The 25691-nt window shown below is 70.5% G+C and carries 14 protein-coding genes and 3 pseudogenes; 9 read left to right on the top strand and 8 right to left on the bottom strand.

The window, feature by feature from the left end; all coding sequences use genetic code 11:
* Window positions 1-41: 41 nt before the first annotated feature.
* Window positions 42-467 carry an NUDIX hydrolase gene (locus AC5L3Z_RS28855; RefSeq protein ID WP_494846446.1) on the bottom strand — a complete coding sequence of 142 codons (426 nt, stop codon included), beginning with the start codon at window positions 465-467 and terminating at the stop codon, window positions 42-44.
* 657 nt (window positions 468-1124) lie between these two features.
* Here AC5L3Z_RS28855 and AC5L3Z_RS28850 point away from each other — a divergent pair.
* The 3 genes and pseudogenes from AC5L3Z_RS28850 to AC5L3Z_RS28840 form a co-directional block, all read left to right on the top strand.
* Window positions 1125-1505, top strand: coding sequence for a pilin (locus AC5L3Z_RS28850; RefSeq protein ID WP_494846444.1), 381 nt, complete (start codon window positions 1125-1127; stop codon window positions 1503-1505).
* Window positions 1506-1507: 2 nt separating this feature from the next.
* Complete coding sequence (locus AC5L3Z_RS28845; protein ID WP_494846442.1) at window positions 1508-2428, top strand: conjugal transfer protein TrbL family protein; 921 nt, start codon at window positions 1508-1510, stop codon at window positions 2426-2428.
* Window positions 2425-2880: pseudogene (locus AC5L3Z_RS28840) on the top strand (PrgI family protein); the annotation flags it as partial. The gene AC5L3Z_RS28845 and the pseudogene AC5L3Z_RS28840, both read left to right, overlap by 4 nt.
* A 356-nt stretch (window positions 2881-3236) precedes the next feature.
* Here the strand turns inward: AC5L3Z_RS28840 and AC5L3Z_RS28835 are convergent.
* From AC5L3Z_RS28835 to AC5L3Z_RS28825, 3 genes and pseudogenes are all read right to left on the bottom strand, one after another.
* Window positions 3237-3908: pseudogene (locus tag AC5L3Z_RS28835) on the bottom strand (NB-ARC domain-containing protein); the annotation flags it as partial.
* 3 nt (window positions 3909-3911) lie between these two features.
* Window positions 3912-4523 carry a DUF6879 family protein gene (locus AC5L3Z_RS28830; RefSeq protein WP_494846440.1) on the bottom strand — a complete coding sequence of 204 codons (612 nt, stop codon included), beginning with the start codon at window positions 4521-4523 and terminating at the stop codon, window positions 3912-3914.
* Window positions 4516-4788, bottom strand: a complete 273-nt coding sequence (locus tag AC5L3Z_RS28825) for a hypothetical protein (protein ID WP_494846438.1) — start codon at window positions 4786-4788, stop codon at window positions 4516-4518. The genes AC5L3Z_RS28830 and AC5L3Z_RS28825 overlap by 8 nt, the downstream gene beginning before the upstream one ends.
* Window positions 4789-4900: 112 nt before the next feature.
* Here AC5L3Z_RS28825 and AC5L3Z_RS28820 point away from each other — a divergent pair, with 112 nt between their 5' ends.
* The 3 genes and pseudogenes from AC5L3Z_RS28820 to AC5L3Z_RS28810 all read left to right on the top strand — a co-directional run bounded on the left by AC5L3Z_RS28820 (window position 4901) and on the right by AC5L3Z_RS28810 (window position 9509).
* Window positions 4901-5296 (top strand): hypothetical protein, encoded by a 396-nt coding sequence (locus tag AC5L3Z_RS28820; RefSeq protein WP_494846436.1) that lies wholly within the window; start codon window positions 4901-4903, stop codon window positions 5294-5296.
* Window positions 5297-5363: 67 nt separating this feature from the next.
* Window positions 5364-5555, top strand: a pseudogene (locus tag AC5L3Z_RS28815) (hypothetical protein).
* Between the two features lie 108 nt (window positions 5556-5663).
* Window positions 5664-9509 (top strand): nSTAND1 domain-containing NTPase, encoded by a 3846-nt coding sequence (locus AC5L3Z_RS28810; protein ID WP_494846434.1) that lies wholly within the window; start codon window positions 5664-5666, stop codon window positions 9507-9509.
* A gap of 93 nt (window positions 9510-9602) precedes the next feature.
* Here the strand turns inward: AC5L3Z_RS28810 and AC5L3Z_RS28805 are convergent, their stop codons facing one another.
* From AC5L3Z_RS28805 to AC5L3Z_RS28795, 3 genes are all read right to left on the bottom strand, one after another.
* Window positions 9603-10262, bottom strand: a complete 660-nt coding sequence (locus AC5L3Z_RS28805) for a M23 family metallopeptidase (RefSeq protein ID WP_494846432.1) — start codon at window positions 10260-10262, stop codon at window positions 9603-9605.
* A gap of 889 nt (window positions 10263-11151) precedes the next feature.
* On the bottom strand, window positions 11152-11736 hold the full coding sequence (locus tag AC5L3Z_RS28800; protein WP_494846431.1) for a hypothetical protein: 585 nt from the start codon (window positions 11734-11736) through the stop codon (window positions 11152-11154).
* Between the two features lie 548 nt (window positions 11737-12284).
* Window positions 12285-17741 (bottom strand): ATP-binding protein, encoded by a 5457-nt coding sequence (locus AC5L3Z_RS28795; RefSeq protein WP_494846429.1) that lies wholly within the window; start codon window positions 17739-17741, stop codon window positions 12285-12287.
* 858 nt (window positions 17742-18599) lie between these two features.
* On the opposite strand from AC5L3Z_RS28795, the gene AC5L3Z_RS28790 reads away from it, so the two are divergent.
* Together AC5L3Z_RS28790 and AC5L3Z_RS28785 are read left to right on the top strand one after the other, a co-directional pair.
* Complete coding sequence (locus AC5L3Z_RS28790; protein ID WP_494846427.1) at window positions 18600-19409, top strand: helix-turn-helix domain-containing protein; 810 nt, start codon at window positions 18600-18602, stop codon at window positions 19407-19409.
* Between the two features lie 370 nt (window positions 19410-19779).
* Window positions 19780-20424, top strand: a complete 645-nt coding sequence (locus AC5L3Z_RS28785; protein ID WP_494846425.1) for a MerR family transcriptional regulator — start codon at window positions 19780-19782, stop codon at window positions 20422-20424.
* A gap of 405 nt (window positions 20425-20829) precedes the next feature.
* On the opposite strand, the gene AC5L3Z_RS28780 is transcribed toward AC5L3Z_RS28785, so the two are convergent.
* Complete coding sequence (locus tag AC5L3Z_RS28780; protein WP_494846424.1) at window positions 20830-23304, bottom strand: polyketide synthase dehydratase domain-containing protein; 2475 nt, start codon at window positions 23302-23304, stop codon at window positions 20830-20832.
* A gap of 465 nt (window positions 23305-23769) precedes the next feature.
* Here AC5L3Z_RS28780 and AC5L3Z_RS28775 point away from each other — a divergent pair.
* The coding region (locus AC5L3Z_RS28775; RefSeq protein ID WP_494846422.1) for a non-ribosomal peptide synthetase at window positions 23770-25691 on the top strand (1922 nt) is incomplete at its 3' end.

The raw sequence follows: 25691 nt of genomic DNA, 5'->3' as shown, positions 1-25691 counted from the left end.
CGGTGCACGCTCGTGCAGATGAGGCGCGTGCTCAGTCATGGTCAGGCCCGGTGCTCGGCAAGAATCCTGCTGAACATCGGAAGGTAGCTGTCATGAGCCAGGGACAGTTCTCCGAGTGCGTCTTCCGTGAACCACGCGATGGCGTCGTGTTCGTCTGGCGCAACATTGACTGGAGACCCCGTCCACGCTTCGATCACCCAGATCTGCATGTCGAACGTGTCGGCACGAACCTCTTGCACGGGCGGACCCGACGGCGCCGCGATGTCGATGCCTAACTCCTCTCGAAGCTCTCGAGCAAGTGCCACACCAGGCAGTTCCCCGGGCTCCACGTGGCCACCGGGCAGATCCCAGACGTCGGGATACCAACGGCGCTGGGGAGATCGGTGACAAAGCAGTACCTGGTTGCCGTCTCGCAGCAACGCCGTGACGATGCGAGCCTTGGGAGAGTTTTCTGTGGAGATCGACACGGGCGGATTCTGCCACCCGTCGTGAGCCCGGCATTGTGCCGTGCCGAACGGCGGTCGGCATACTGATCTGCCGCAGTCCGCGCGCTACCAGGATGTTCTGTTTAGCCGGCCTACCGGCCGTGACCGTTTCAGTGTCCCACCGGAGGCTGCCCGATCGGTGCGGGTCACGGAACCGGATGAGGCTCAAGAACTGTTCCACTGCCTGTGCCCGAATCTGGGCACGTTGAGTCGTACGAGTTGGCAGGTTGATTCGTACGCCGACAGCATTCGTTCCTGCGGTCGGTACGGCTGAGCTGTCCGTCGCGTGGCTTCACTGCCAGATCCGCGTCAAGTCGAGGGGTGTCCGCCAGAGCTGACAAGCGCCGGTTTGAGGGTGCGGAACATTTCCCGCAGCGCCGCATGAGGCACTGCGGGGTTCCGCCCGCCGCCGGGCCTCGAGATGGGGACTGATGCGAGCCGGGCGCCTTGGGTGCCGCGTCGTCTTGGTGCGCTGACACCTCACCGATACCCGCCACACCCGACAGGGAGGACGTGCTCCTCCCGAGGATCTGTCGCGGCTCGCTGATGCCCCTGCCTCTCGCGCCCGGCGGCGGCCCCTGACCGTCGTTTCGATGCTCCACTCCCTGGGATGGGGTGGGGCCGGAGGTGAACCCGCTCATGTCCCGCATTCCGGCACGTCTTCGTGCTTCTACCTGCTCCCGCGCCGCTCGCCGCGTCGGGCGCCTTGCCACCGTGACAGCCGCTGTCGCCCTGTTGGTGTCCGTGCCCGCTGCCGCCCACGCTGGCGAACCGGTGGTGCTGGCGGCGAATTCCCTGCCGGTGGTCATCAACAACCTGCGGCTGTGGCTGATCGGTATCCTCGCCGCGCTCGCGACCTTGTTCCTCGTGCTGGCCGGCGTCTACTGGGCCACGGCCGGTGGTGACCCGGCCCAGGTCGAGCGGGCCAAGGGCGCGTTGAAGAACGCGCTGGTCGGCTACGGCCTGGCCATCCTCGCACCTGTGCTGTTGCAGGTCGTCCAGGGCATCGTCGGGGGCTGAGGATGGGGTGGCTGCTCGACCAGATTCTGGACTGGCTGGCGGCGGCGATCGTGGCGACCCTGGACGCGCTGTTCGGGGTGATCAGCAGCGCGCTGCTGATCACCCCGAACGTCACCGCCCTGCCGCAGGTGCAGGCGTTGACCGGTCGTTCCGTGCTCGTCGTGGACACCGTCTTCGTCCTGGCCTTCGTCGTCGCCGGCGTGCTCGCCATGACCGCCGGCGGCGACGAACGCTCCCGCTACACGGTCAAAGACCTTCTGCCCCGGCTGATCGTGGGGTTCGTCGCCGCGCACTTCTCCCAGCTGTGGTGTGACATGCTCATCGACCTCGCCAACGCGCTGACCGCCGCGCTGACCACGCCGGAGGGTGACAGCGACGGGGCGCTGCGGGCGATCAGGACCCACATCACCGCCGGGCGGGACATGACGGCGGTGCTGCTGTTCGTGGTCTGCGTCGCGATCATCGCCGTCCTGCTCGCGGCGACCGCGTTCAGCGTGATCGTCAGATTCGCCGTCCTGCTCGTCCTGACCGCCGTGGCGCCCAGGCCGTTGGCGTTCCACGCGTTGCCGCAGACCGATCCGGTCGCCCGCCTGTGGTGGCGCTCCTACACCGGGGTGTTGGCGGTACCGGTGGTGCAGGGCTTCACCCTGTATGCCGGGCAGTGGATGCTCACCGACCCCGACAGTCTGTTGCCCGTGCTCGGCCTGCCGGTCGACCCGGGCGGGGTGATCAACCTGTTCGTGGTGATGGTCATGCTGTGGACCACCCTGCGGGTGCCCGCCTTCTTGGCCCGCTTCGTCTCCGCTCCAGGCGGCGGCGGTGGCACGAGCGTGGTCGGCGCCGCGGTGCGGGTGATCCTGGTGCAGCAGGTCACCCGCGCGGTTCCCGGGCTCGGCCGGGGCCTTCGGGCGGTGGGCCGATGAACGACCACACCGATCGGGTGCGGATGCCCGCCGACGTCGACGCCCCCGACAAGGTCGCATACGGGCTGACGTTCCGGCAGCTGGCGATCCTCGCTGTCGCCGCTCTCGCCTTCTACGGCGCCTGGCGGGGCCTGCGCGCCGTCGTGCCGGTGCCGGTACTGCTCGGCGCGGCGGTTGTTGTCGGCGGGCTGGTCTTCGGTGTCGCGGTCGGCCGCCGGGACGGCCTGTCCCTGGATGTGTGGCTCCTTGCCGCCGTCGGTCACTGGCGGGCACCTCGGGCGCTGTCGACCACCGACACGACGTCGAAGACTCCCGACTGGGTCCAGGCACCGAAGACGCCGGTGGTGCTGCCGGCACCGCTGACGCTGCCCGCCGACGCGATCGACGACGGCGGGGAGATCCGCCTCGGCGGGTCCCGGGCGGCGATGGTCGCGTCGAGCGGCTGCCGGATCTGCGCCACCGGCGAGCCGGCGAGCGCGGCGGCGGCCGGGGCGCCGAGGTCCGGGCCGGGATGCAAGCCGAGCAGGCGGAACAGCCGGGCCGCCGAGGTGTTCAGGGCCCGGTAGGACCAGGCGAAGACGGAGCGTACGGCGTCGGCCTCCTCGCCGTCCTCTGCGGTGAGGGCGTCCCACAGGGCCGACTCGTCACGCAGGTCCTGGATCACCTCGGACAGCGGCATGAACGGCCGGCTCGCCGCCCGTTCCGCGGCGATGCGCAGCGCCAGCGGCAGCCTGGCACACAGCCGCGCCAGTTCGGCGAGCTCGACCGCGTCATCGCCGGTGCGATAGGCGGCGGTCACGTCGTGCAGCAGCGTCACCGCGTCCTCTTCGGCCAACATGCGCAGGGTCAGCCGCCGGCCGCCGTCGCGGCTGACAAGACCGGACAGCATGCTGCGGCTGGTGACAATCACCAGGCAGCTGCTGGTGCCCGGCAGCAGGGGACGCACCTGCCGGACCGTGGCGGCGTTGTCCAGGACCGCCAGGACCCGCCGGTCAGCCAGTCGGGAGCGGTACAGCGTCTCGCGGTCCTCGAGATCAGCGGGAATCGCGGATGCGGGAACGCCCAACGCCCGCAGGAAGCGGTCGAGCACCTGCTCCGGTTGACTGGGCTGGCCCGGGTCGTAGCCGCGGAGGTTGGCGTAGAGCTGGCCGTCCGGGAACCGGTGCCGCACGGCGTGCGCCCAACGCAGCGCGAGAGCGGTCTTGCCGACGCCGGCGGTGCCGGCGACGACGACGAGGGTGGCGTCGGCGGTCTCATCGCCGAGCAGCCGGTCCAGCGCTCGCAGCTCCTGGACCCGGTTGACGAAGCCGCGTACGTCACCGGGGAGTTGGCGGGGAGGCGGGTCGGCGGGGTGGGGGCTGCCGGGATGAAAGTGCACCCCGCCGTACACGTCGCGGGCCTGCACCAGGTCGGCGGGGCCGGACAGCTCCGACCGGTTGACGTGCTCCGGCCGTTGTTGCTCCGCCCCGCCGTCAGCCATCGGTCAGCCCGGGCGGGGAGGCTCCAGTAGCGCCACCGCTCGGGCGAAAAACTCGTCCAGCGGCTCGCCGCCGTCGTAGAGCGACTCGATGAATTCCTGGCACCGCGTCACCACGTCCGGGTTCCGCCAGCGCCGCGCCGCCTCGAGCACGCCGTCGGCGTCGTAGACCGCCTCGTACATGACGTCCGTGCCGAGGGTGTAGATCTCCGGCAGCGGACCACCCAGCTCGGAAGCGGCGACCTGGTCCGGGGTCACCACTCGCGTCAGCCCGCCGTACTCGTGGCGTAGCCGCAGCACGTGCAGCTCCCACTGCAGGTAGGGCGTCAGTGGCTCCTGCACCACCCGCACCCGACGGGTGGCGAACCCGCTGTCGGCGATGCGCCGGTAGTAGTCCGCGAACTCCGGACGCCGCGCGTCAAGAATCCGCAGCGAATCGTCCCACCGGCCGGCGGCGAAAGCCTGCCAGCCCTCATCGTGGGGCTCCTTGAACATCTGCTGCCGTTCCAGCTTCCAAAAGCCCGGCGAGCCGGTCTTCCAGAACCGCTGTTCGAAGTCGGCCCAGTAGTCGTCGAGGGCCAACAGCTCACCAGGGTCTCCACCTAGGAGTTCACGCATCAGGGATGTCCACCTTCGCCGCGATCATGGTCGATCGCGGAATGATGATAAGCCGCTCACCGGGGTCGACGGAGACACCTTCGGGCAGCCGGTCCTGGTAGGTCTCGGTGAGGTCCTGCCCGATCACCGCGACGTCGCCGTTGCTCAGCTCCCAGATGTCGGGACAGCTGCCGTCGCCAGAGGTATTGCCCAGTTCGTGCGACGACTTGCCCCAACGGCGGTCGAGCTCGGCGGACGGGTCCGCTTCCCACAGTTGTGCACTCATCCCGACCTCCCCTGGGCCCGCCACGTCCAGACACGGAGAGTAACATTGAGAGAGCTGGATTACGGTTGCCCATGCCGGCTCCAGTCCAGTGGTAATCCTGGGGGTGAAGGGTGTGGACGACCCGCTCATGCTCGCGGCGGCAACGACGCTGGTCGCCTGGGCGACCACAGAGCTCGCACAGGAGGCCCGGTCAGCCGTCGCCGGCCTGACCGAGTTCCTCCGGCACCGATTCCGCAACGAGCAGGCAGCCCAGCAGACCGTGGAGGTTGCGCTACGCCACCCGACTGCGGACATGGTGCAGCGCCTCGCCGCACTCCTCGAACAGGAGACGCTTCGTGATCCCGCGTTCGATGCCGAATTGCGCGAACGCTTCGCGAAGGTCGAGGCAATCATGGCAGCGAACCAGGGCAACCTGACCAACACCGTGTCCGGCGACGTCAGCGGGTCGATGGTGCAGGCGCGTGACGTCCACGGCGGCATCTCCTTCGGCGGCCGCAGCCATTTCTGAATCAGCCGCCGTCTCGCGGACTGGGGTGTTGGTGTTGGCCGCATCCGCCGGCCGGCGCGGGCAGGCGGTGCTGCTGTGCGTCGCGCCAGGTGACGGACAGGTAGTGCCCGGCAGCGGGTGAGCCGTCGTATGGCGAGCTTGCCTGTACGAGATCACGACTGAGTACGGCCATCAGGGCGGGCGTGACCTGCGGGTGTATCGGCACCGTCCCGGCTGCTGTGAGCCACACGGCCGAGCCGCCGAAGACCGCTGCGAGTGACACCACAGGACGGCACCGTCTTGGACCCGACAGCGTCGAAACCTCGCCCCAGCCGGGCGGCAATAGTAACGTCACCGCCACTTTCCGTGTTGACGCGTGAGGTGAACGGTGACGGATTCCGTTCGATCAAACGATCTTTCCGATCTCGCCCGGATCAACGGACGCGCGGAGTTCGCGGCGGCGCTCACGGCACAACGCGAGCTCGCCGGGCTGACCGTGCGGCAGGTGGCGGCGAAGGCGGGCGGCCACAGCGCGAGCAGCACGATCGGCGATTGGTTCGCCGGGCGGGGTCTGCCGTCGTTGGCGTCACAGGACTTGTTCCTGAAGGTTCTCACGGTGTGCCAGGTCCCTCCTACGGAGATCGACGGGTGGCTGGAGGCCTGGCGTCGCGTACGCCGCAGCCCCGGACCACGCCCGCAAGGCCTCGACCCGTACCGAGGACTGGCGCCGTTCCAGCCGGACGATGCCCGCTGGTTCTTCGGACGCGACGGGCTCACCGCCAGCCTCGTCGAGGCGGTCATCGGCCTGCAGGCGGCGGGCGGCGGCCTGCTTCTGGTCGTTGGCGCGTCGGGCTCCGGCAAGTCGTCCCTGCTCCGAGCCGGCCTGATCGCGGCGCTGCAGAGTACGGCGGACAACTCCGACGGGCACGCCGACCATGCGGCCGCCGACCCGGGCGGCTGGACGGTGGAGCTGATGACACCAGGCACCGACCCGCAGGCGGAGCTAGAAGTCCGAGCTACCCGCATCCGATCCGCCTGCGGGCCCGCCCTGCTCGTCGTCGATCAGGCGGAGGAGTTGTTCACGGCACTGCCCCACCAAGAGGCGGCTGACTTCATCGACGAGCTCGCGGCCCTCCCCGCGGTGCCGGTCGGTGCGGTGGTCGTGCTCGGCTTACGCGCCGATTTCTACGCGCACGCGTTGAGCTTTCCGCCCCTGCTGGATGCGGCCCAGCGTCGCCAGGTCACGGTCGGCCCGCTCACGCCTGCAGAGCTGCGGTCAGTCATCGTCGAGCCGGCCCGCAGCGCCGGAGTAGAGATCGAAGATGGCTTGATCGAGCTGTTGCTCGCCGATCTCGCGGTGGCGGCGGCAAGACCGGAACAGGTGGAGGCGGGCGTCCTCCCGCTGCTGTCGCACGCGCTGTTTGCGACGTGGCGGCACGACCAGGGCAGGCGGCTCACCTTCCTCGGGTACCGCAAGGTCGGGCGCGTGCAGGGGGCGGTCGCCGCGACCGCCGGAAGCGCATACGACTCGCTCACCCCGGCGCAACAGCGGATCGCGCGGCGTCTTCTCGTTCGACTTGTCCATGTCGGGGTCGACACGCCAGACACTCGGCGGGTGGTGCGCATCGCCGACCTGCTCGAAGCCTTCGGCGCGGAAGCCGCCGAGGCCCAACAGGTACTCGACCTCTTCATCACCCAGCGGCTCGTCACGGCCGAGACGGGCACTGTCCAGATAAGTCACGAGGCGCTGTTGACCGCCTGGCCGGCGCTGCGCGACTGGCTGGCCGGCGACCGGGCGGGGCTGGTGCTGCGACAACAGGTGGCGGCAGCCGCGACCGGGTGGCGGGCGGAGCAGCGCGACCCTGCGGGTCTGTACGCAGGCACCCGCCTCGCGGCCGCGCAGGAGTGGGCAGACGATCACCCCGAGGAGGTCTCGCCGCTGGAGCGGGAATTCCTCGAGCACAGCATCCGGCACGTCCGCCGCCGAACCCGCCGTCTCTACCAGACGGTTGCAGCACTCACCGCGCTCGTCCTGGTCTCGTGCGTCCTGGCCGGCTACGCCTTCCAGCAGCGCTCGGACGCGACTAGCCAGCGCCGAGCGGCGGTGGCGCAACGCAACGAGGCCTACTCGCGGCTGCTGGCCAGCCGCGCCGACTGGCTCCGTAACCGGGACACCGCCCTCGCCCGGCACCTGGCCTTGGCCGCGTACCGCGTCGCCCCGACCGTGGAGGCACGCTCCAGCCTGCTCGACGCGGCAGCGACCCCGACCGTCACCCGGCTGGCGGGAATCACGGGCGCCGCGCAGGCGGTGACATTCAGCTCCGACAGGCGTCTCTTCGCCGCTGCTGGTACGGACGGTCGCGTCCGACTGTGGGACGCCACCGCCACACCCACGCCCGCAGCGGTGGGCGAACCTCTCGCCGGCCCGAACGAATCCCTGTTCGCCGTCACGTTCAGCCCCGACGGCAGGCTGCTCGCCGCCGCTGGCACGGACAAGCAAATCCACCTATGGCGCCTCGACGACCAGGCCAGCCCACACCGACTTGCGGCGCTCACCGGTCCTACCTCGACCGTCTACTCCCTCGCATTCAGCCCGGACGGTCGCGTCCTCGCCGCCGGCAGCGCCGACCGGAACGTGTGGCTGTGGACGTCTGACGGGTCGCGTGTCCACACCCCCGCACCGTCGTTGGCCGGGCCGGGCGACGCGGTGCAGGCCGTTGCCTTCAGCCCTGACGGACGGCTGCTCGCCGCCGGCAGCGCCGACCGCACCGTGCACCTGTGGGCGCTTGCCGACCGACGGCGCCCCACCGCGGCGGGCACCCTCCGGGGACACGACGGCAAGGTGCTGGCCCTCGCCTTCAGCCCGAACGGGGCGCTGCTGGCCAGCGGTAGCGGCGACAACAGTGTGCGCCTGTGGGACTTGCGGGGTCCCCGACCGGTCCTGCATGGCGCCCCGATCACCGGGCCGTCGAGCTGGGTCAACGCGATCGCGTTCAGCCCGGACGGGAACAGCCTCGCCATCGGCTCGTCGGACAAGAACCTCACCGTCGTCAAACTCGCAACCCGACGGGTGATTCAGACGCTGCCGCACCCTGCCCCGATAACCGCGCTCGCCTTCGGCGCACGTGGCGAGACGCTCGTGAGCAGCAGCACCGACGGGTTCGTCCGACAGTGGGCACGACCCGGGCCGCTGCTGGCCGAAGCGACCGGATCCATCTTCGCCACCGCTTTCAGCCCTAACGGCGGCGTTATGGTGACGGCCAGCCGCGACGAGACGATCCAGCTCTGGCGCGTCGAGGACCCACGGCGACCGACACCCCTGACCGCCCCTATCCGCCGCCCAGGAAGCGCCGACGGGTACGCAGGCACGGCAGCCTTCCGCCCTGATGGCCGTCTCCTCGCCGTCGGCAGCCGGTCCGGAGACGTGGAACTCTGGGACGTCGCCCGGCCTGACCGCCCGATTCGTGTCGGGCCGCCGCTAGTCGGCGCCGCGGCGCTGATCGAGACCATTGCGTTCGCCCGCGACGGCTCTCTGCTCGCCGCCGCCGGCGATGACGGCAACACCTACCTGTGGGACGTCACCCGCCCCGACAACCCGCATCCGGCGGCCACGATCCGCGGCGACGGCGCCATGGTGCTGTCGGCGGCCTTCCATCCACGGCTTCCCGTGCTGGCCACCGCCGACACCGAGGGACGCGTCCGACTTTTCGACGTCACCACGCCCGCCGCGCCCCGCCAGCTCGGCGCACCCCTGCATGGCTCCACCGGATACGCGTACAGCGTCGCGTTCAGCCCGGACGGCCGGATCCTCGCCGTCGGCGGCGCCGACAAGACCGTCCGGCTCTGGGCACTCGACAACACCGGGCACCCGCGGCCGCTACCGCGGCCGCTGCTAGGACCCACCAGCTACGCGTACTGGGTGACCTTCAGCCCGGACGGCGCGACGATCGCCGCCGCGTCCACCGACGGCACCGTCTGGCTCTGGGACGTCCGCGACCCGCAACGGCCGGCCGTGGTGGCCAGCCTGGGCCACACCGACGAGGCATTCTACGTGGTCGCCTTCAGCCCGGACGGCCACACGATCGCCGCCGGCAGCGCCGACGCCACAGCCCGGATCTGGGAGACCGACCCAACGCGGCTCACCGCCGGTATGTGCGCCACACTCGGTGCCCCGGTGACCGTCGAGGAGTGGGCCCAGTACGTGCCGGGCGTGCCGTACAGCCCCGCCTGCTGAACCCCTCCGCCGGGCGGATCAACTTGCCAACTGTGCGAACGCGAGGGCTCCCGCAGCAGGGAGCCCTCGCCGATGGTTCGACGCCGTACAGGGTTACGGGCACGGCTTCCCAAAGCCATAGGCGTAGCCACTGCCTATACGACCGATAACGCCCCAGTAATCCACCCACGCCCCCGCCGGACGGTTGATGTAGCAGGCGTAGTTGCTGTTGCTGTAGGCCTCGAAGTGAACGTGCACGCCGTCATTATTCGAGACGTTGTAGCAAGAGCTGTACCGGAAACGGTCGGTATACCCGAGGACGGCACCGTGTGACACCCATTGACCGGCCCCAACCTGCACGTTGGCCAGGTGTGCGTACTTCGCCCAACCAACATTGTGGCCGCCGTAGTGGAACTCGACCGTGACCACGTAGCCGCCGTCGGCGTAGACGCCGCTTCTGCACGCCAGCCTGACGTCGGCGATGCGGTACGACACGGCGCCCTGCTGGGATACAGGCCATGCGCGGGTGTTCACCGTTTCGCCAGGTGCGCGGTACATGTCGACGGCCCAGTCGCCTCCGTACGGCCGGTGATGGTAGCTCGCCCCCGCGACCCCGTAGCGGTCCCACCAGCCCGAGAATGGAGGCTGAATGTTCACCCCAGGTAGCGTCGCGGCTTGGGCCGGCGTTGGCAGGAGGACCGATGCGGAGAAGACGACCGCCAGTGCGATGAGGGGATGGATGAGTAGCCGGGTCACTTTCCGTAGGGACGTCATGCCGACTCCTTGGTAGACGGGACGTGCAGCGGGTGTCGGTTGCCGGGGGTAACCCCGCCGGCAGGCCGGCATGGACAGGAGACCGGTTCGGCGATCGTTGAGGGAAGGCGATCTCGTTTATCCGTACAAGGCCGTACACCTTCTGTGCTGCTCATCGCCCGGCGACCCCTGGTTCGGAACGCGGTTGCGCCGACACGACGGATGACCTTGGCGAGGCCTTGCTTTCAGGTTTTCGGGCACCTGCTCCTCGGGGGCGCCTGGTCGCAAATGCGCCTGCTGCAGGCGGTCGGCGCTGGGCTTAGCTCGTCCCATTCGGCGACACTGCGCTTCTGCTCCGCTTCGGTGAGGGTGCGCAGGTGCTGTTTCCGAGGACGCGAAGTTACCCGCCCCCGCTCCCTGTCGACGTGGCAGGTTCAACTCCGCCCGCGCCTCGATCTTCGCCTGCCACTGGCCCTGGTTCTGGTTCTGGTTCTGGTTCTGCTACAGGATTCCAGCTCGGGTCGACGAAGCCTCGCACCGCTGCCTGCAGCGCATCGTCGAGGTGCAGGCCGACCTTGAGTGCTACCGGTGTGAATCGGAGGTTCACGGCGGCGTCGAGCAGATGGTCCCAGATCAGGCCGAGGGCGAAGGCGTGCCGGCCCAGCACCCCCTCGTGCCGCAGCGTGAAGCCGCCGGGGCCGGACGTCAGCCGTAGTACTCGGCTCGTCGTCCGGCAGCGTGGTCAGCGGATGAGGGAAGATCGGCTCGTCGGCGGTGGCCCACGACTACAGGGAAGTCTCGCTGTCGACTCTCTCCAGCCGGACCTCCAGGTCGCCGGCGGGCAGCACTCCCCCGGAACCTCGACCGGCGCGGGCCGGTAGTGGACCACCGCCACCCGGGACAGGCCGCATCATCCTCGTACGGGTCGGGGGCAGCGGCCCAAGGATGGCCGGACGGTTGGACGGACGCGGTACCAGTGACAGCATCGCCTCCTCGGCGGCCTTCGCCGGTTTCTGCTCCCAGTCGCGGCCCCCGGGTCGGCCAGCACGGTGCGCCATGGCGTCTCCTCGGACACCGCCCAGATGTGCAGCTCGTGCCGCTCGGGCGGGTCGTCGTCGGTGCGTACGGTCTCGTGCAGGCGGTCGCGCGCGTGCACCCGCACCCGGATCAACCCGCGCGGAACAGCGACGTCGGTGAGCGCCTCCGCAGTGCCGCCCATCAGCCCGACGACCGACAGCCGGCCGCTGGGACTGAAGAGGGTCACCTCACTGATCGCGTCCCAGCCGACGTCGACTCCCGTGGGAGGCCCGGGCAGGACACGGACGCGCGCCTCGATCCAGCCGGTGTGTATGCCGCAGAAGCCGGTGAACTGATTCGGCCCGCCGACGTGCAGCAAGCCGTCGCCGAGGGTGTAGATGTCCACGCGGGACGCGCCCGGCGCCGTTGACACCTCGTACTGGCAGTAGCTGACGAACAGTCGCGCCCACTCGGTCACGGATCCCGCAGTTTGATGATCTGCGCCATGCAAGCCGTTCACTCGCAGATCCTACGGCCGCGGTCCGACCCTGGGAGGAGATAGCGGACCCCGACGAGCCCGTGACGTACCGGGGAGGACCGGTAGTGCTTCGTGGTCAAAAATGTCGGCTCTTCACAGTTGAGGGTGTAGTCGCTGGTTGGATGGTGGCCGGCGCGTCGGTCCCGGGGTAGGTGTCGAGGTCTTCCGAGGGCTGGAGCAGCCAGAGTCGTGCCTGTGCGGACGAGAGCGAGGCGCGCCGGCGCGGCTGTGCGCCGGCCCGTCCGCTCCCGGCTGGCGAGTCTCTTCGTGCACCTCGGTCAGGTCTTCGCGACCTTCACTCCCTGGCTCAGCGACGCCGGTGGGTGCCGGCGAGGTGGTCTGCTGCGGGTGTGGTGATCGTAGGAGCGGCCGGTTCGTGACCGGATACGTCGCGTCGATCCCGGACGAACCGGCACGCGGCCAGCCGGCCCGCTCCCGGGCGGTACGCGCGGGCCGCCTCAGCGCGGCCCGCCCGCTCGCTCGCTCCTCTACGGCAGGCGCGACTCGATGGCGTCGATGATGCGCGGCCGCAGCTCGGCGGCGCGGACGACGGCGTCCACCGAGCCGACCTCGACCGCGCGCTGGATGCTGTGCACGCGGTCGAATTCCGCGGCGACCTCGCCGAGCTTCTCCGCGCGCACCGAGGCGCGCAGCTCGTCGAGTTCCGCGGTCAACGCAGCACGTGCGGTGCCGGTCGCGCCCGCGGCGCGGGCCTCCAGGTCCCGCACCCGGGGGTCGGCCGCCGTGCGGGCGTTGACGTCGGCGGAGAACACCACCGCGGCGGCGGGGGCGCCGCCGAGCACCGAGGCGTACGAGCCTTCCAACGCCAGGACGGTCATGTTCGGGTTCAACGCCTTGGAGAACACCACGAACGCGCCGCCGTGATACCGCGAGATCACGCAGAAGACGATGGGCCCGCGGAAGTTCACGATGGCCCGGCCGATCTCGGCGCCGTACTCCAACTGCAGCTTGCGCATCGACTCCGGTGAGCCGTCGAAGCCGGACAGGTTCGCCAGCACCACCAGCGGCCGGTTGCCGCTGGCCGCGTTGATCGCCCGCGCGGCCTTCTTCGACGAGCGGGGGAACAACGTGCCCGCCGTGTAGGTGTCCGGCCCGTCGGTGGGCGGGAAGCCGCGCCGCGGCACGGCTCGTGACTCGATGCCGAGCAGGCACACGGGGATGCCGCCGAGGTGTACGTCCTGGACCACCGCAGTCTCCGCGTCGACCATGCCCGCCCAGCGCTCCAGCACCGGGTGGTCCTGGTCGGACAGCGCCCACATCACGGTCCGGATGTCGAACGGTTTCTTGCGTTCCGGGTTGGCCTCGGCGGAGAAGATCTCGCCGACGGTGCGGAAGGGGCTGCCCGGCACGTCGTGCGGAAAGGTGGAGACGTCGCGGTCCACGGGGTCGATGGTGCTGGCCCGCCGCGGCGCCTGCTCGCCCGGCGCGACGTACGTGTGGTCGTAGTGCGCCATCAGCACGTCCCGCGCACCCGGCAGATTCGGCGCCCAGTACTGCGCCTGCCCGTTCGGTCCCATCACCCGGTCGTAGCCGCCGATGCCGAAGTTGTCCTCGGCGGACACCCCGCCGGAGAAGTCGAGCGACTGCTTGCCGGTAAGCACCATCGCCGAGTCCGGCGTCATCACCAGGACGCCCCGGGTGTGCATGAGCATCGTCGCTTCGGCGTTCCAGTAGGGCTGCGCGCCCACGTTGATGCCCGCGACGACGATGTTGATCTCACCACCGGCCTGGGTGAACTCGACGATCCGCTTGAGCGCCGCGGCCACCCAGTCCATGTTCTCGGTGCCCGAGGTCATGGAGATCCGGGCCCCGGCGGACAGCGCCCACCACTCCAGCGGCATCCGCGTCCGCTCCGCCAGGTCAAGCGCGGCGATGACGCGCCGGCACTCCGGCTCCGACAGGGCGCCCAACGACTTCGTCGGGTCGCCGAGCAGCACGACCCGGGTGACACCCTGCGGATGCCGGGTGGTCGGCGTGGTGAGCGTCCCGGCGACGATGGCGGCGCTGTTGCGCCCCTTCGGCCGGTCCACCGGCACCAGCGCGTGGTGCTCGTCGAGGTCGTGCTCGGCGAAGTCGCCGAGCAGGCCGGTCAGCTCGTACGGGTACACCGTGTTGCGGCTGCTCGCCCGCAGCACCTTCAGCCGGTAGTCGTCGAGCGGCTCGACCGGCTCGACCGGCGGTTCGCCCACGGTCAGGGCGGCGCCGCCCGCTGCGTCGAAGCAGATCCGTACCGCGATCTTGGTCAACTCGCCGGTTCGGCGGTCGCGCTGCCGCGCGATGAACAGGATCTCCTCCAGCCCGGCGCCGGCGGTCGTCGGGCGCACCCGCCCGGCGATCATCTCCATCTCCTCGCGGGTGAGCTCGCTGGGCGGCCAGACGTAGATCACGATGCGATTCGTGGTGAAGCGCGTCTTCGACGGTCGCCGCGACTGGGCGCGGCGGATCGAGTCTAGGCAGGCGGCGACGGCGTCCTCGGTGGTCGGCAGCGCGACCAGCCGGCCGTCCTGCTCGCGCAGCTCGGTCAGGTCCCGCACCTGGGCGAACGCGACGAGGCGCTGGTCGGACGGGTTCTCCCTCGCCACGCACTGGAAGAGGTAGACCTCCTCGTCGGACGACGACAGTCGGGTCAGGTCGAACTTGTGCAACCGCTCCAGTTGCATCCGCTGCGCGATGTACGGGTGCAGGCCGCGGATCAGCCGGTCCTCGGTCATTCCCGTGCCCGACGGGCGGAAGGTGAAATGGTGGTGCATCACCGCGCCGCCGCGACCCGCGACGGTGGCGGTGAGCCGGCGGACCCGCAGCAGGGGGTGCGCGGAGAGGACCTCGAGCAGCGCGGCGACCATCGCGTCGAAGTTCTCCGGCTGGTCCTCCCAGCCGAGGTAGATGTCGGCGTCGACGGCGTCGCCGTCGCCGGCCAGCTCGACGAGTCCGCGCAGCGCGCTGCCCAGCGCGCCGAAGCTTACCGCGGTGGAGACCACGCTGGAGTCCACGTGCTCGGCGACCACGAACCGGCAGCCGGCGACCTCGCGGGCACGCACGCCGGTGAGGGCCTTGTTGCCGTAGTACCGCCGGGTCAGCACCTCCAGCATGACCGTGTTGTCGAGGTGGTCGCGCACGAGCCGCTGACCGAGCAGCCGGACCAGCGGCTCGGTGCTGCGTACCATCTCCGCGATGCGCTCGGCGCGGTCCGGCGCGTCCGGGTGCGCGTCGAGGTGGCGAAGGTGGCTGCGGACCTGGGCGTAGACGCGGGCGCGGTTGCGGCGCAGCAGCGGCTGGGCGAACCAGGCGAACACCACGCCGCGGGCCAGGTCGGCGACCACCGGGAAGCGGACCTGCGTCGCGGCGACCAGCCGCTCCAGCGCGAGGCCGGCGGGCTCGCGCAGCGTCTCGTCCGGCGGCGACTCCCGCAGCCAGGCGCGCAACAGCGTCGCGACGACCGTGGCGTCGGCGGACGCCCGTTGCTGGGCGAGGAAGATCCGGAACACGGCGGCCTCGAGGGCGGGAGAGCGCTGCAGGTCGGTGACCCCGTAATGCCCGAGCGCCTTGGCGAGCCTGGCCTGGAACGGGGCGGGCAAGCCGGCCCGTTCGGTGTCGAGACTCTGCAGGTACGTGTGGAAGTACTCGCGGGCGCTGTAGACGTGGCCGTCGCCGTCCTCGCCGGTCGGCCGGTTGCGGCTCAGCTCGGTGAGGTCAGCGAACACGGTGACCAGGTCGAGCTCCTCGGCCAGGGGCCGGTGGCCGTCCTCGGTGGCCGCCCGCCGCGCGGTGAGGTAGTCGTCGAGCACCCGACGGTCGTCGTGCGGGTCGACGTCGAAGCCGAGCAGCAGGCCGCGCAGGTCCTCCTGGCCGCGCCGGCTGCGCCGGGTCGCCAGAACGTCCTCCGGCGCGGCGGGAAGGTCCAGCTCGACGGCGACGGCGCCCGGGCCGCTCACGGTCTCGGCAGCCCCGTCGGTGAGCGGCTCCAGCCGCAGCAGCGGCGCACCGGCCTCCACCTGGTTGCCCACCGAGACGGAGCACTCCTTGAGCCGCGCCCGGAACGGCGCCCGCAGCACCGTCTCCATCTTCATGGCTTCGAGCACCAGCACCGGCGCGTCCGCCTCAACCGCGTCGCCGACCTCCAGCGGCGTGGCGACGACCAGCGCGGGCATGGGGGAACGCAGAACGCCGCCCTCGTCGCGGCTGACCCGGTGCGTCACCCCGTCCACCTCGACCAGGTGGGTGGGCCCGTGGGTGCCGGTGAGCAGGCGGTACCGGGAGCCGTTGACGACGATGTGGCCGATATGCTGGTCGAAGCGGTCGAGTTCGACGTCGGCGGTGCGTACGGCCGAGCCCGCTTCGATGCCGACGCGGAACCGGTGCGCCCCCACCCGGGCCACGCGCATCCGGTAGGTGACGCCGCGCAGTTTGAGGTCGAGCGGCCGGCCGCTGCGGTGCTGTACCTGCGGACGCCCACCGGACGCCGTCGACAGCAGCCGCTGCCGCTCGACGCGCTCCTCCTCTTCGTACGCCTCGATGGCGGCGGCGACCAGAGCGACCGCGGAGTGCCGGTACGCGACGAGCCTGCCCTCGCCTCGCACGCGGTCGATCCAGCCGGTGTCCGCGCTGGCGTCGATCACCTCGGGCTGGTCGAGCAGGTCGAGCACGAAGCTCTTGTTCGTCGCCCCACCCTCGATGATCACCGTGGTGTTCGCCATCGCCCGGCGCAGCTTGCCGAGCGCCTCGTCGCGGTCACGGCCGTACGCGATGATCTTCGCGATCATCGAGTCGAAGTGGGCCGGGATGGTGTCACCCTCGCTGACGCCGGTGTCCACCCGGATCCCCGGGCCGCTGGGCAGGTCCAGCCGCGCGATCCGACCCGGCGACGGCGTGAAGTCGCGGTCGGGGTCCTCGGCGTTCAGTCGGGCCTCGATGGCGTGCCCGCGTTCCGCTGGCGGCTCGCCGTCAAGTCGCCCACCGGAGGCGACGTGCAGCTGCGCCTTGACAAGATCGAACCCGGTGGTCAGCTCGGTGATCGGGTGCTCGACCTGCAGGCGGGTGTTGACCTCGAGGAACGCGAACACCTGATCGCCGGGGTGATACAGGAACTCGACGGTGGCCGCGCCCCGGTAGCCGACCGCCAGGGCCAGCCGCTCGGCCGACGCCTTGAGCTCGGCCGCCTGCGCCGGGCTGAGCACCGGTGACGCCGACTCCTCGATGACCTTCTGGTTGCGGCGCTGCACCGAGCAGTCACGGACACCGAGCGCCCACGCGGTGCCCTGCCCGTCGGCGATCACCTGGACCTCGACGTGCCGGGCCCCGGTGACCAGGCGCTCCAGGAACACGATGCCGCTGCCGAATGCCCGCGCCGCCTCCTGACTGGTGCGCTCGTACGCGTCGACGAGCTCGTCGGCGTTCCTGATCACGCGGATACCGCGCCCGCCACCGCCGGCGGTCGCCTTCAGCATCAGCGGGTAGCCGATCTCGGCCGCCGCCGCCCGGGCGGCATCGACGGTCGCGACGGCGCCACGGCTCCACGGCGCGACCGGCACACCGACCTCCTCGGCGATCAGCTTCGCGCCGATCTTGTCGCCGAGCTGGCGCATGGCCTCCGGACTCGGCCCGACGAAGGCGACCCCGATCTTCTCGCACAGCTCGGCGAACGCCGGATCCTCAGCGACGAAACCCCAGCCGACCCACGCGGCGTCGGCCCCCGTCTCCGTCAGCGCACGCTCCAGCGCCACCAGGTCGAGGTACGGACGGGCGGACGCCGGACCGAGATCGTAGGCGATGTCGGCCGCACGCACGAAGGTCGCGGTGCGGTCGACGTCGGTGTACAGGGCGACAGTCTCGATCGGGACGCCGGTCTCCGCGGCCAACTCTCGGACTGCGTGGATGAGCCGCATGGCAGCCTCACCACGGTTGACGATGGCGACTCGGTTGAACACCCGATTGACCCCTTTTAGTAGATCTTTGGCGTGCGCGCAGGGAGACGAGACGCGTGCGGGTGGGGTGAGCAGCGGCCGGACATATCGACTGTGGCGACCCTGGTCACGGCAACGGCCTCGCTTTACCGGCCTCGCTCGCGCGCCCCGTCCGGTTCGCGGCCACGGCCTCGCGGGCCGGTCGGGCGAGCTGCGCGAGCGCACGTGTCCAATGAACGGCCACCCGGCGCAGACCGCGGCCTGGACCGAAGAGGACGTGGCGCATTCAAGGTCCACGCCATTCTTTCATCCCAAGCCAATTCGTGAAAGCCAATCAAACAGACCCCCGCACGGAGGCCTAAAGAATTGCCATCCATACATCCTGACCGCATCCGAGAACAGTCCATCCCTTGCGTGGTGCGACGTCCGAAGATCTTCGACCAACGTACGCAACGGCGGCAGATCTGTCTACTTCGAAGGTGCCTAGGTCGTCCGCTCCCCGCTGGGTGGCTGGCCAGCGGGGCCGGCGCCACTCGACACCCCCACCCGGAAGCGGAGATTGGACATTCGCACTATCTACATAAGATGGCGATGATTACCAATTAACCGACGTTACTTTGCGTGACGCAGCTATTTATGGTCGCCGTTTAGTGATGCCGGACCGGGTGTTGTCAGGCACAGATGCTTGACGTAGTCTCAGCGCCAGTCGATCACCGGCGAACCGGGGGGCCGGAACATCGCCGACATCGTAGTCGGGTCGACGAAAGCGCCCGAACAATGCAGTCCAAGAATCGTCGGAGGAAGCGGATTTCCCGAGTCGACGTACGCAACTTCGCCTTCATTGAGTTCGTTCAATCGTGTTCTTAGGTTCAGGGGGGCGTTATGGAACAATCGGTCGAAACTGCAGTGCGGCGGGCCATCGCCATGATGCATAGGAACCTCGGTGAGCGGCTGACCGTAGACGACCTGGCGAGGGCGGCCATGTTCAGCAAGTTCCACTTCACCCGGGTGTTCCAGCGGATCACCGGCATCTCGCCGGGGCGCTTCCTGTCCGTGCTACGGCTGCAGCAGGCCAAGCGTCTACTGGCGTCCACGTCGTTGAGCGTGGTCGACATCAGCGTCAAGGTCGGTTACAACAGCGTCGGCACGTTCAGCTCCCGGTTCAGCCGCAGTGTCGGCATGCCCCCGACGGCCTACCGCCGCCTGCGGGGCCACGCGCCGCAGATCGCGACACATCCGCAGCCGGCCATGCCGTCGCGGGCCCGCGTCTCCGGCTGGGCCGGCCTGCCCGGTACGCACCACAACGAAATGATCTTCCTCGGCCTGTTCCCCGACCGCGTACTGGAAGGCCGTCCGGTGCGCTGCACGGTCCTCACCCGGCCGGGTTCGTACCGCCTCGACGCCGTCCCTGAGGGCACCTGGTTTCTGCTGGCCCAGTCGATCGCGGACGACGACCTGCACGCCACGCTGGACCCGGACAACCCGCGGGTATGTGTGGCCGCCCAGGGCCCGCTCAAGATCTCGTCGGCCACCGTGATCCACACCAGCCTCCAGCTCAAGCCGGTCCGCTCCATCGACCCACCGTCCCTGCTGGCCTTGACCGACGCGCGAAAGCTGGCCATGGCCCGCCTCGCCGAGGAGACCCACGGAAACCCGGAGACGGCGTCGTCCGGCCGGCAACAGGCCGCCTGAAGCATCCGCGAGAAATTGACAGTCAGGAATTTAGACGAATCCGTCCAGGGCGTCGCCACTCGGGCGACATGGTGTCGGATAGTGGCGAGTAAGTGCCACAAGACAGAATGAGACAACCCTCGGAAGCCGCCACACACCGTTCTGAACCTGCTCGACCCGAACGGCAGGCACGGAAGCGAACGGGCGCAAATGCCGCCCAAGAGCCAGAGCCTGGACAATCAAACCGAACAACAAAGGGCTGATGACTTCATGCCACGACCTCGCCGATAATGTCGGCGTGAGCGAAGGGACCACGTGCAGACCGCGACGACGCGCCGCCGTGCCCACCGCCACGGTGCCCGACGTCGTATGCTTACAGCGGGGGTGTTTCATGCGCATTTCGGACATCAGCAGGCAGGCCGGCGTATCGATTGCAACCATCAAATTCTACCTGCGTGAGGGATTGCTGCCCCCGGGCACCCCGACAGGCCGCAACCAGGCCATCTACGGCGAGGTGCACCTGCGGCGCCTGGAACTTATTAGGGCGCTCACCCAGATCGGCCAGCTGGAACTGACCACGGTCCGGCAGTTGCTGACCGCCATCGAAGACAGCCAGCGACCGCTGTCCCAGCTCTACGAGCTGGTCGACCAGGCCTGCTCGACACCGGAAGCGGCTCGAGCCGCCGGCACCGAACACCTGCCCGGAGCCCAGTCCGACGTGGACGCGTTCCTCGACGACCTCGGCTGGCACATCGGGAGGCAGACTCCCGCGCGCGAACGACTCACCGCCGTCGTCGCCGCCTTGCGCAGACTGGGCTGCGAGTGCGGGGTGGAGTTCTTCGGCGACTACGCCGCCGCGGCCGAGACCCAGGCCGTCAAGGAGCTCGACCTGCTGCCGGCGAACGGCGTCGGGGCCGACCGCGCCGCCGCGGTCGTGCGCAGCATCCTGCTGGACGCAGCCATGGCCGCACTTCGTCGGCTGGCGCAGGAGCATCACGTAACGATCCGCTTCGGCGTGGCCGTGCAGGGCGCCTGACGCCGCTGCGCGTAGCCACCGCGCCATCTCCGCTCTGTGTGGCACGGCCACGGACCGCGACGCCCGCGACCAACACACGCTCGGCCCGACCAACTCGCCACCTCCGGTGACAGCAGCGCTACGCGCCCTGCACCGCGGCGGACCACAGCGTGTGAACTTGACGCTGCAATTACCCGCGAGTAATTCGCGCCCATCGGCAGGGAACGCGAACTGGACGTTCCCGCGGCCCGCCCACGACGACGTCCGCGGCGTACGGCGGCCTCCACAGTGCTCACGCGGCCGAACAGGAGCCGTTGGTCGGTGTCGCTCAGCGCCGTGCGGAGGCGGTGCCACCGTTCACGAGGCACGGCACCTGTCACCCATGCGGGCGCATCGTCGCCGCCCATTCTCATTATTCCAACGTGCTCACTTGCGTCGGCGTTCCGTCAGCAAGGCGAACACCGCCGCGCGGTCCGCACCACGCACCGTGGTGGCGAACGTCGCCACCCACCAGTCGCCGGAGGCGAAGAGCACCCAACCAGGGCGAGGGCGGGAGACCAACACCGGTCGGGGTGCCGCCGGACCGCCGCTGCCGCCCAGCAACGCGACCGCCGCGCGAACCCGGGCCGCCGCGATTTCGGCGTCCTCCGCGGCGTCCGACCGGATCTCGGCGAGCAGGCCGGCGTACCGAGGGTCCGGCGGCCGCCGCGTCACCGCCTCCACGGCACATCCGACTACGTCCGGCCCCGCCACGCAGAGGGTCAGCGCGGCACCCTGCGCCACCCGGACCGTCTGCTCACCGTCGGCAGCAAGGCCGCCGCTGCGGTGGCGGAGCGCAACCGCCTGGCTCAGCGCACGCGCCGCGGCGGTCATCGCACCCTCCCGGTCGCCGCCGGGCCCGTCCGGCTCGACCACGACCGCGAGCCGGGCACTGGTCAGCTCGTGCAACATCCGCTCCAGATACGGGCCGAGCAGCGGCGCCACCCACGGCCCACGCGCGTCGGTCTTGCGCACCGCGGCGAGCCGCAACCCTTCCCACCGCTCCACCACCTGCCCGTCGGCGGTGCGCACGGCGATGTCGTAGATGTACGAGTCCCCCGACCGGGCCCGCTCGGTCGCGCAGTAGCGGACCTCACCGGAGCCCGGTAGCCGGCGGCCCGCCGGGTACAGCCGGTCGATCGACGTCGGCAGCAGCGTGGCGTCCGGGACGCAGAGCTGGTTGCCGTGCATGAAGGCGTCGCGCATCCCCGGGTCACCCAGCAGCAGCGTCCCAGGTAGCGGGTCGGCGAACCACCGCCGGCGCACGAGCATGACCTCGGCGTCCACGTGCCGGGCGGTCACCCGGTGACACCGGCGCAACCGCTGGAACCGGTCTCCCTGGAACAGCACGCTGCCGTACAGCTCGGCGGCGGGGTCTAGCGGAACCGCCGGCAGCCGGTCAGGGATCCGCGGTGCGCCCGGCGCGACGACGTCGTCGCCGTAGCGAAGCCGAGCCCGGAAGTGTGACGCGGTGTAGCCGGTCTCTTCGCTGTGGATGACCACGTCGACGCTGTCGTCCTCGTTGGCGAGGGCGGCCACCCGGACCGTGGTCGCGCCGCCGGGCGGGACCACGATCGGCCGCACGAACCGCACCCGTTCCAGTACCGGCACCCGATCCTGCCCGGTCAGCGCGGCGGCCACCTGCGCCATCGCCTCCATCCCGAGGACCGCGGGCATGAGGATCCGGTCGCCGAGCCGGTGATCGGCCAGGTACAGGTCGGTCGCGGGATCGAGGCGAACCTCGGCGACCAGCTCCACACCCGGATACCACAGCAGCGGACGCGACACGAACCGCAGCGGCGGCGTCTCCGGCCGCTCGTACCGAACCGTGGAGACGCCCTCGGTGCGGCCACTGATGACCACCGTGTGCGGGCACCCGGGGTCCGACAGCAGCCGGTGCAGGATGTGCACGCCCGGCTGCTCCGACGCCTCGGCGGCCGGCCATTGCAGACACAGCGTGCGGCAGTGCGGGTACCAGCCCGCGTAGTCGGCGGCCAGCTCGGCCAGCCACTCGCCGGCGACCGCGTCGGCCAGCCCCGGTCGCGCCGCAACGCTGGCGACGGTGACCAGCAGTCGCAGCCGTCCGGGACCGACCGCGGCGAGGATCCCCCGCAGACCGTCGGTCCGGGCCGCGACGGCGTCACGCACGTCCGCCATGCGCAGCGCGGCCACTCCGGCGGGTTCGCTACGCCGGCCGCCGTACAGTACGGCGGTAACGGGGCCGAGGTCTCGCGCCAGTTCGGCGGCGGCGCGCCGCATCTGCGCGGTGTCGGTCACGTCGGCTCGCGCGTACCGGACCGTCAGACCGGTGCCGGCCAGGCGGGCCAGGTCGGCGGCCAGTCCGGCATCCTCGGCGGGGTCGCCGGGGCCGATCAGACCCAGCCGGCACTCGCTGCGTCCGGCGAGCGCCAGCGCGCACTCGGCGGTGACTCGCTCGCCGCCTCCGACGGCCAGCAGCACATCGCCGGGGCCGAGCGGATACACCGCCGGGTCGCCCGCGCGGGTGGGTAGCATCCGCCGGACCGGTATCCGCCGCACGCCGGACGCGTCGTAGTACACCTCGCTGTAGGTGGTGGTGGCGGCCACCTCGGCGGCGACCCGGTCCGCGATCTGCGGCTCACGGCCGCTGTGGACCACGGTGGTGCGCACGCGCGGCGCTTCCAGGTGCAGCGTCCTGGCCACCGCGGCCGCGCCCGGACCGCCTCCGACCAGGACGAAGCGCCGGTCGGCCGCGCCGGCCAGCACGGCCTGGGCGCCGGACAGGGCGAGCTCGACCTGGTCCTCCCGGTCACGGGGCAGGCAGACCAGGACGCCGGCGCCGACGCCGGCCCGTTCCAGGGCCCGCCGCAGCGATGCGGCCATCGGGTCGTCCGAGGCGGCGAACACCTGCCATGCGCCATCCGCCGCCGGCCGCGCCACTGACGGCCCGGGGGCATCGGCCAGGATCACCGACCAGGGCCGGACCCAGTGCCCCGCACCGAACGGCGCGCTTACTGGCTCCTCATGTTTGCTGATCATCGTTGCGACGACGGCCTTCCGTTCGAGGTCTGTGGCGATTCTGGGCAGGCCCCTGCGCGCCGGTCGTCCTCGCCCGTGCGGACCGGGAATCCACTGCGGGCGGTGCGGGAAGCGGCGTGTGCCACTGCCCGCCGCCGGCCGGTGCCAGCAACGGCAAAGGTGCAACGGGGCAAATCGGCCCGGCACGCTGGGCTCCAGTCGCCTGCCGTGGCGTCGCGACGCCGCCTGGCCAGCTTGATCGTGCCGAGAGAAGTGAGGTCGCCGTGACTAGTCCGCACAGTCTCGTCCGAGCCGAGCGTGGTGAGTGAGATGGAGCCGATGACCGCCGCGGAGCGGGACCTGGTCACGAACCGGTGGAACGACACGGCCCGCGCTGTCCCTGCGTCGACGTTGCCGGACCTGTTCGCCGCGCGGGTGGCCCGCACACCGGATGCGGTCGCCGTCACCTCCGGCACTGCGTCCTGGACCTATGCCGAGCTCGACGCCCGCTCCAACCGCCTCGCCCGGTACCTCATCGGCGCCGGCGCGGGCCCGGAACGGCTGGTGGCGGTGGCGCTGCCGCGCTCGCTGGAGATGGTCGCGGCCGTGCTGGCCGTGCTGAAGGCCGGCGCGGCGTACCTGCCGATCGATCCCGCGTACCCGGCGAACCGCATCGCGTTCATGCTGGCCGACGCCGAGCCTCAGCTGCTGATTGGTGACCGTGCCACCGGGGCGGCCCTGCCGCACGCGGCGGCCGTTGGCATGATCCAGGTAGACGATGCGTGGGTGAATGATCAGGTGGCTTCGCTGCCCGGCGGAGTCGTCACCGACAACGAGCGGATCGCGGCGCTACAGCCCGCCCATGCGGCGTATGTGATCTACACGTCCGGGTCCACGGGCCGGCCGAAAGGTGTGGTGGTCACGCATCAGGGTCTAGCGAGCTTCTCGGCGTTCCTGGCCGACACGTGCACGATTGGGCCGAGCTCGCGGGTCGGCCAGCTCGCGTCGCTGAGTTTCGACGCGGCGGTGATGGAGCTGCTGATGTCGCTGCCGGTGGGCGCGACGCTCGTGCTGCCCGCGGCGGGCCCGTTGGCCGGCGAGGTCCTCGCCGAGGCGCTGTCGGAGCTGCGGATCAGCCATGCCCTGGTGTCGCCGAGTGCGCTGTCCGGGGCGCGACCGGAGCAGCTGCCCGCGCTGGAGTGTCTCCTGGTCGGCGGCGAGGCGTGCCCGCCGGAGATCGCGGCGGCCTGGGCGGGAGACCGGCGCATGTTCAACGCCTACGGCCCGACCGAGGCGACGATCTGCGCCACGATGAGCGGACCGCTGTCCGGGCTGGACACGCCGTTGATCGGTGGGCCGATCTGGAATGTGCGGGCGTATGTGCTGGATGCGGGGTTGGGTGTGGTGCCGCCGGGGGTGGCGGGTGAGTTGTACCTGGCTGGCCCAGGCTTGGCGCGGGGCTATCTGGGCCGGGCCGGTCTGACCGCGCAGCGGTTCGTGGCGTGTCCGTTCGGGTCCGGTGAGCGGATGTACCGCACCGGTGACCTCGCCCGTTGGCGGCCGAACGGGGAGCTGGAGTACCTCGGTCGGGTCGACGACCAGGTGAAGATCCGTGGATTCCGGATCGAGCTCGGCGAGATTGAGGCCGTCCTGGCTGCGCAGCCGGGCGTGGCCAGGGCCGTGGTCGTGGTTCGCGAGGACCGCCCGGGCGACCGCCGCCTCGTCGGCTACATCATTCCGACCCCCGGCGACCCAGCCGAGCCGGCCCAGCTGCGGGCGGCTGCCGCGCAGGTACTCCCCGCCTACATGGTCCCCACCGCGATCGTCACCATCGATGCACTCCCGCTGTCGGTCAACGGCAAGCTCGACCGCCGTGCCCTTCCCGCACCGGAGTACGCGTCAGCACCCGCCCGGGAGCCTTCCACCCCCGCCGAAACAGCCCTGTGCGCGCTGTTCACCGACGTCCTCGGGGTCGACCGGGTCGGCGTCAACGACAACTTCTTCGACCTCGGCGGACACTCGTTGTTGGCGACGCGCCTGGTCAGCCGGGTCCGGTCGGTTCTCGGCGTGGACCTGGACATCCGCGCTGTGTTCGACAACCCCACCGTCGCAGACCTGGCCCGCCTCATGGACCGGGCCGGCCGCGCCCGTTCACCGCTGCACCGGGCAACCGAGCGACCCGACCGGCTGCCGCTGTCCTTCGCCCAGCAACGACTGTGGTTCCTCAACCAAATGGAAGGACCCAGCCCCAC

The sequence above is a fragment of the Micromonospora sp. LZ37 genome (assembly GCF_059359015.1).
This window is presented reverse-complemented; position numbering and strand designations above follow the sequence as displayed.

What these genes read in the sequence shown, in the direction of transcription:
- AC5L3Z_RS28780 (WP_494846424.1), bottom strand. Translation starts at nt 23,304, where the DNA reads ATGGCCGCATCGCTGCGGCGGGCCCTGGAACGGGCCGGCGTCGGCGCC.
- AC5L3Z_RS28845 (WP_494846442.1), top strand. Translation starts at nt 1,508, where the DNA reads ATGGGGTGGCTGCTCGACCAGATTCTGGACTGGCTGGCGGCGGCGATC.
- AC5L3Z_RS28785 (WP_494846425.1), top strand. Translation starts at nt 19,780, where the DNA reads ATGCGCATTTCGGACATCAGCAGGCAGGCCGGCGTATCGATTGCAACC.
- AC5L3Z_RS28830 (WP_494846440.1), bottom strand. Translation starts at nt 4,523, where the DNA reads ATGCGTGAACTCCTAGGTGGAGACCCTGGTGAGCTGTTGGCCCTCGAC.
- AC5L3Z_RS28790 (WP_494846427.1), top strand. Translation starts at nt 18,600, where the DNA reads ATGGAACAATCGGTCGAAACTGCAGTGCGGCGGGCCATCGCCATGATG.
- AC5L3Z_RS28825 (WP_494846438.1), bottom strand. Translation starts at nt 4,788, where the DNA reads ATGAGTGCACAACTGTGGGAAGCGGACCCGTCCGCCGAGCTCGACCGC.
- AC5L3Z_RS28805 (WP_494846432.1), bottom strand. Translation starts at nt 10,262, where the DNA reads ATGACGTCCCTACGGAAAGTGACCCGGCTACTCATCCATCCCCTCATC.
- AC5L3Z_RS28850 (WP_494846444.1), top strand. Translation starts at nt 1,125, where the DNA reads ATGTCCCGCATTCCGGCACGTCTTCGTGCTTCTACCTGCTCCCGCGCC.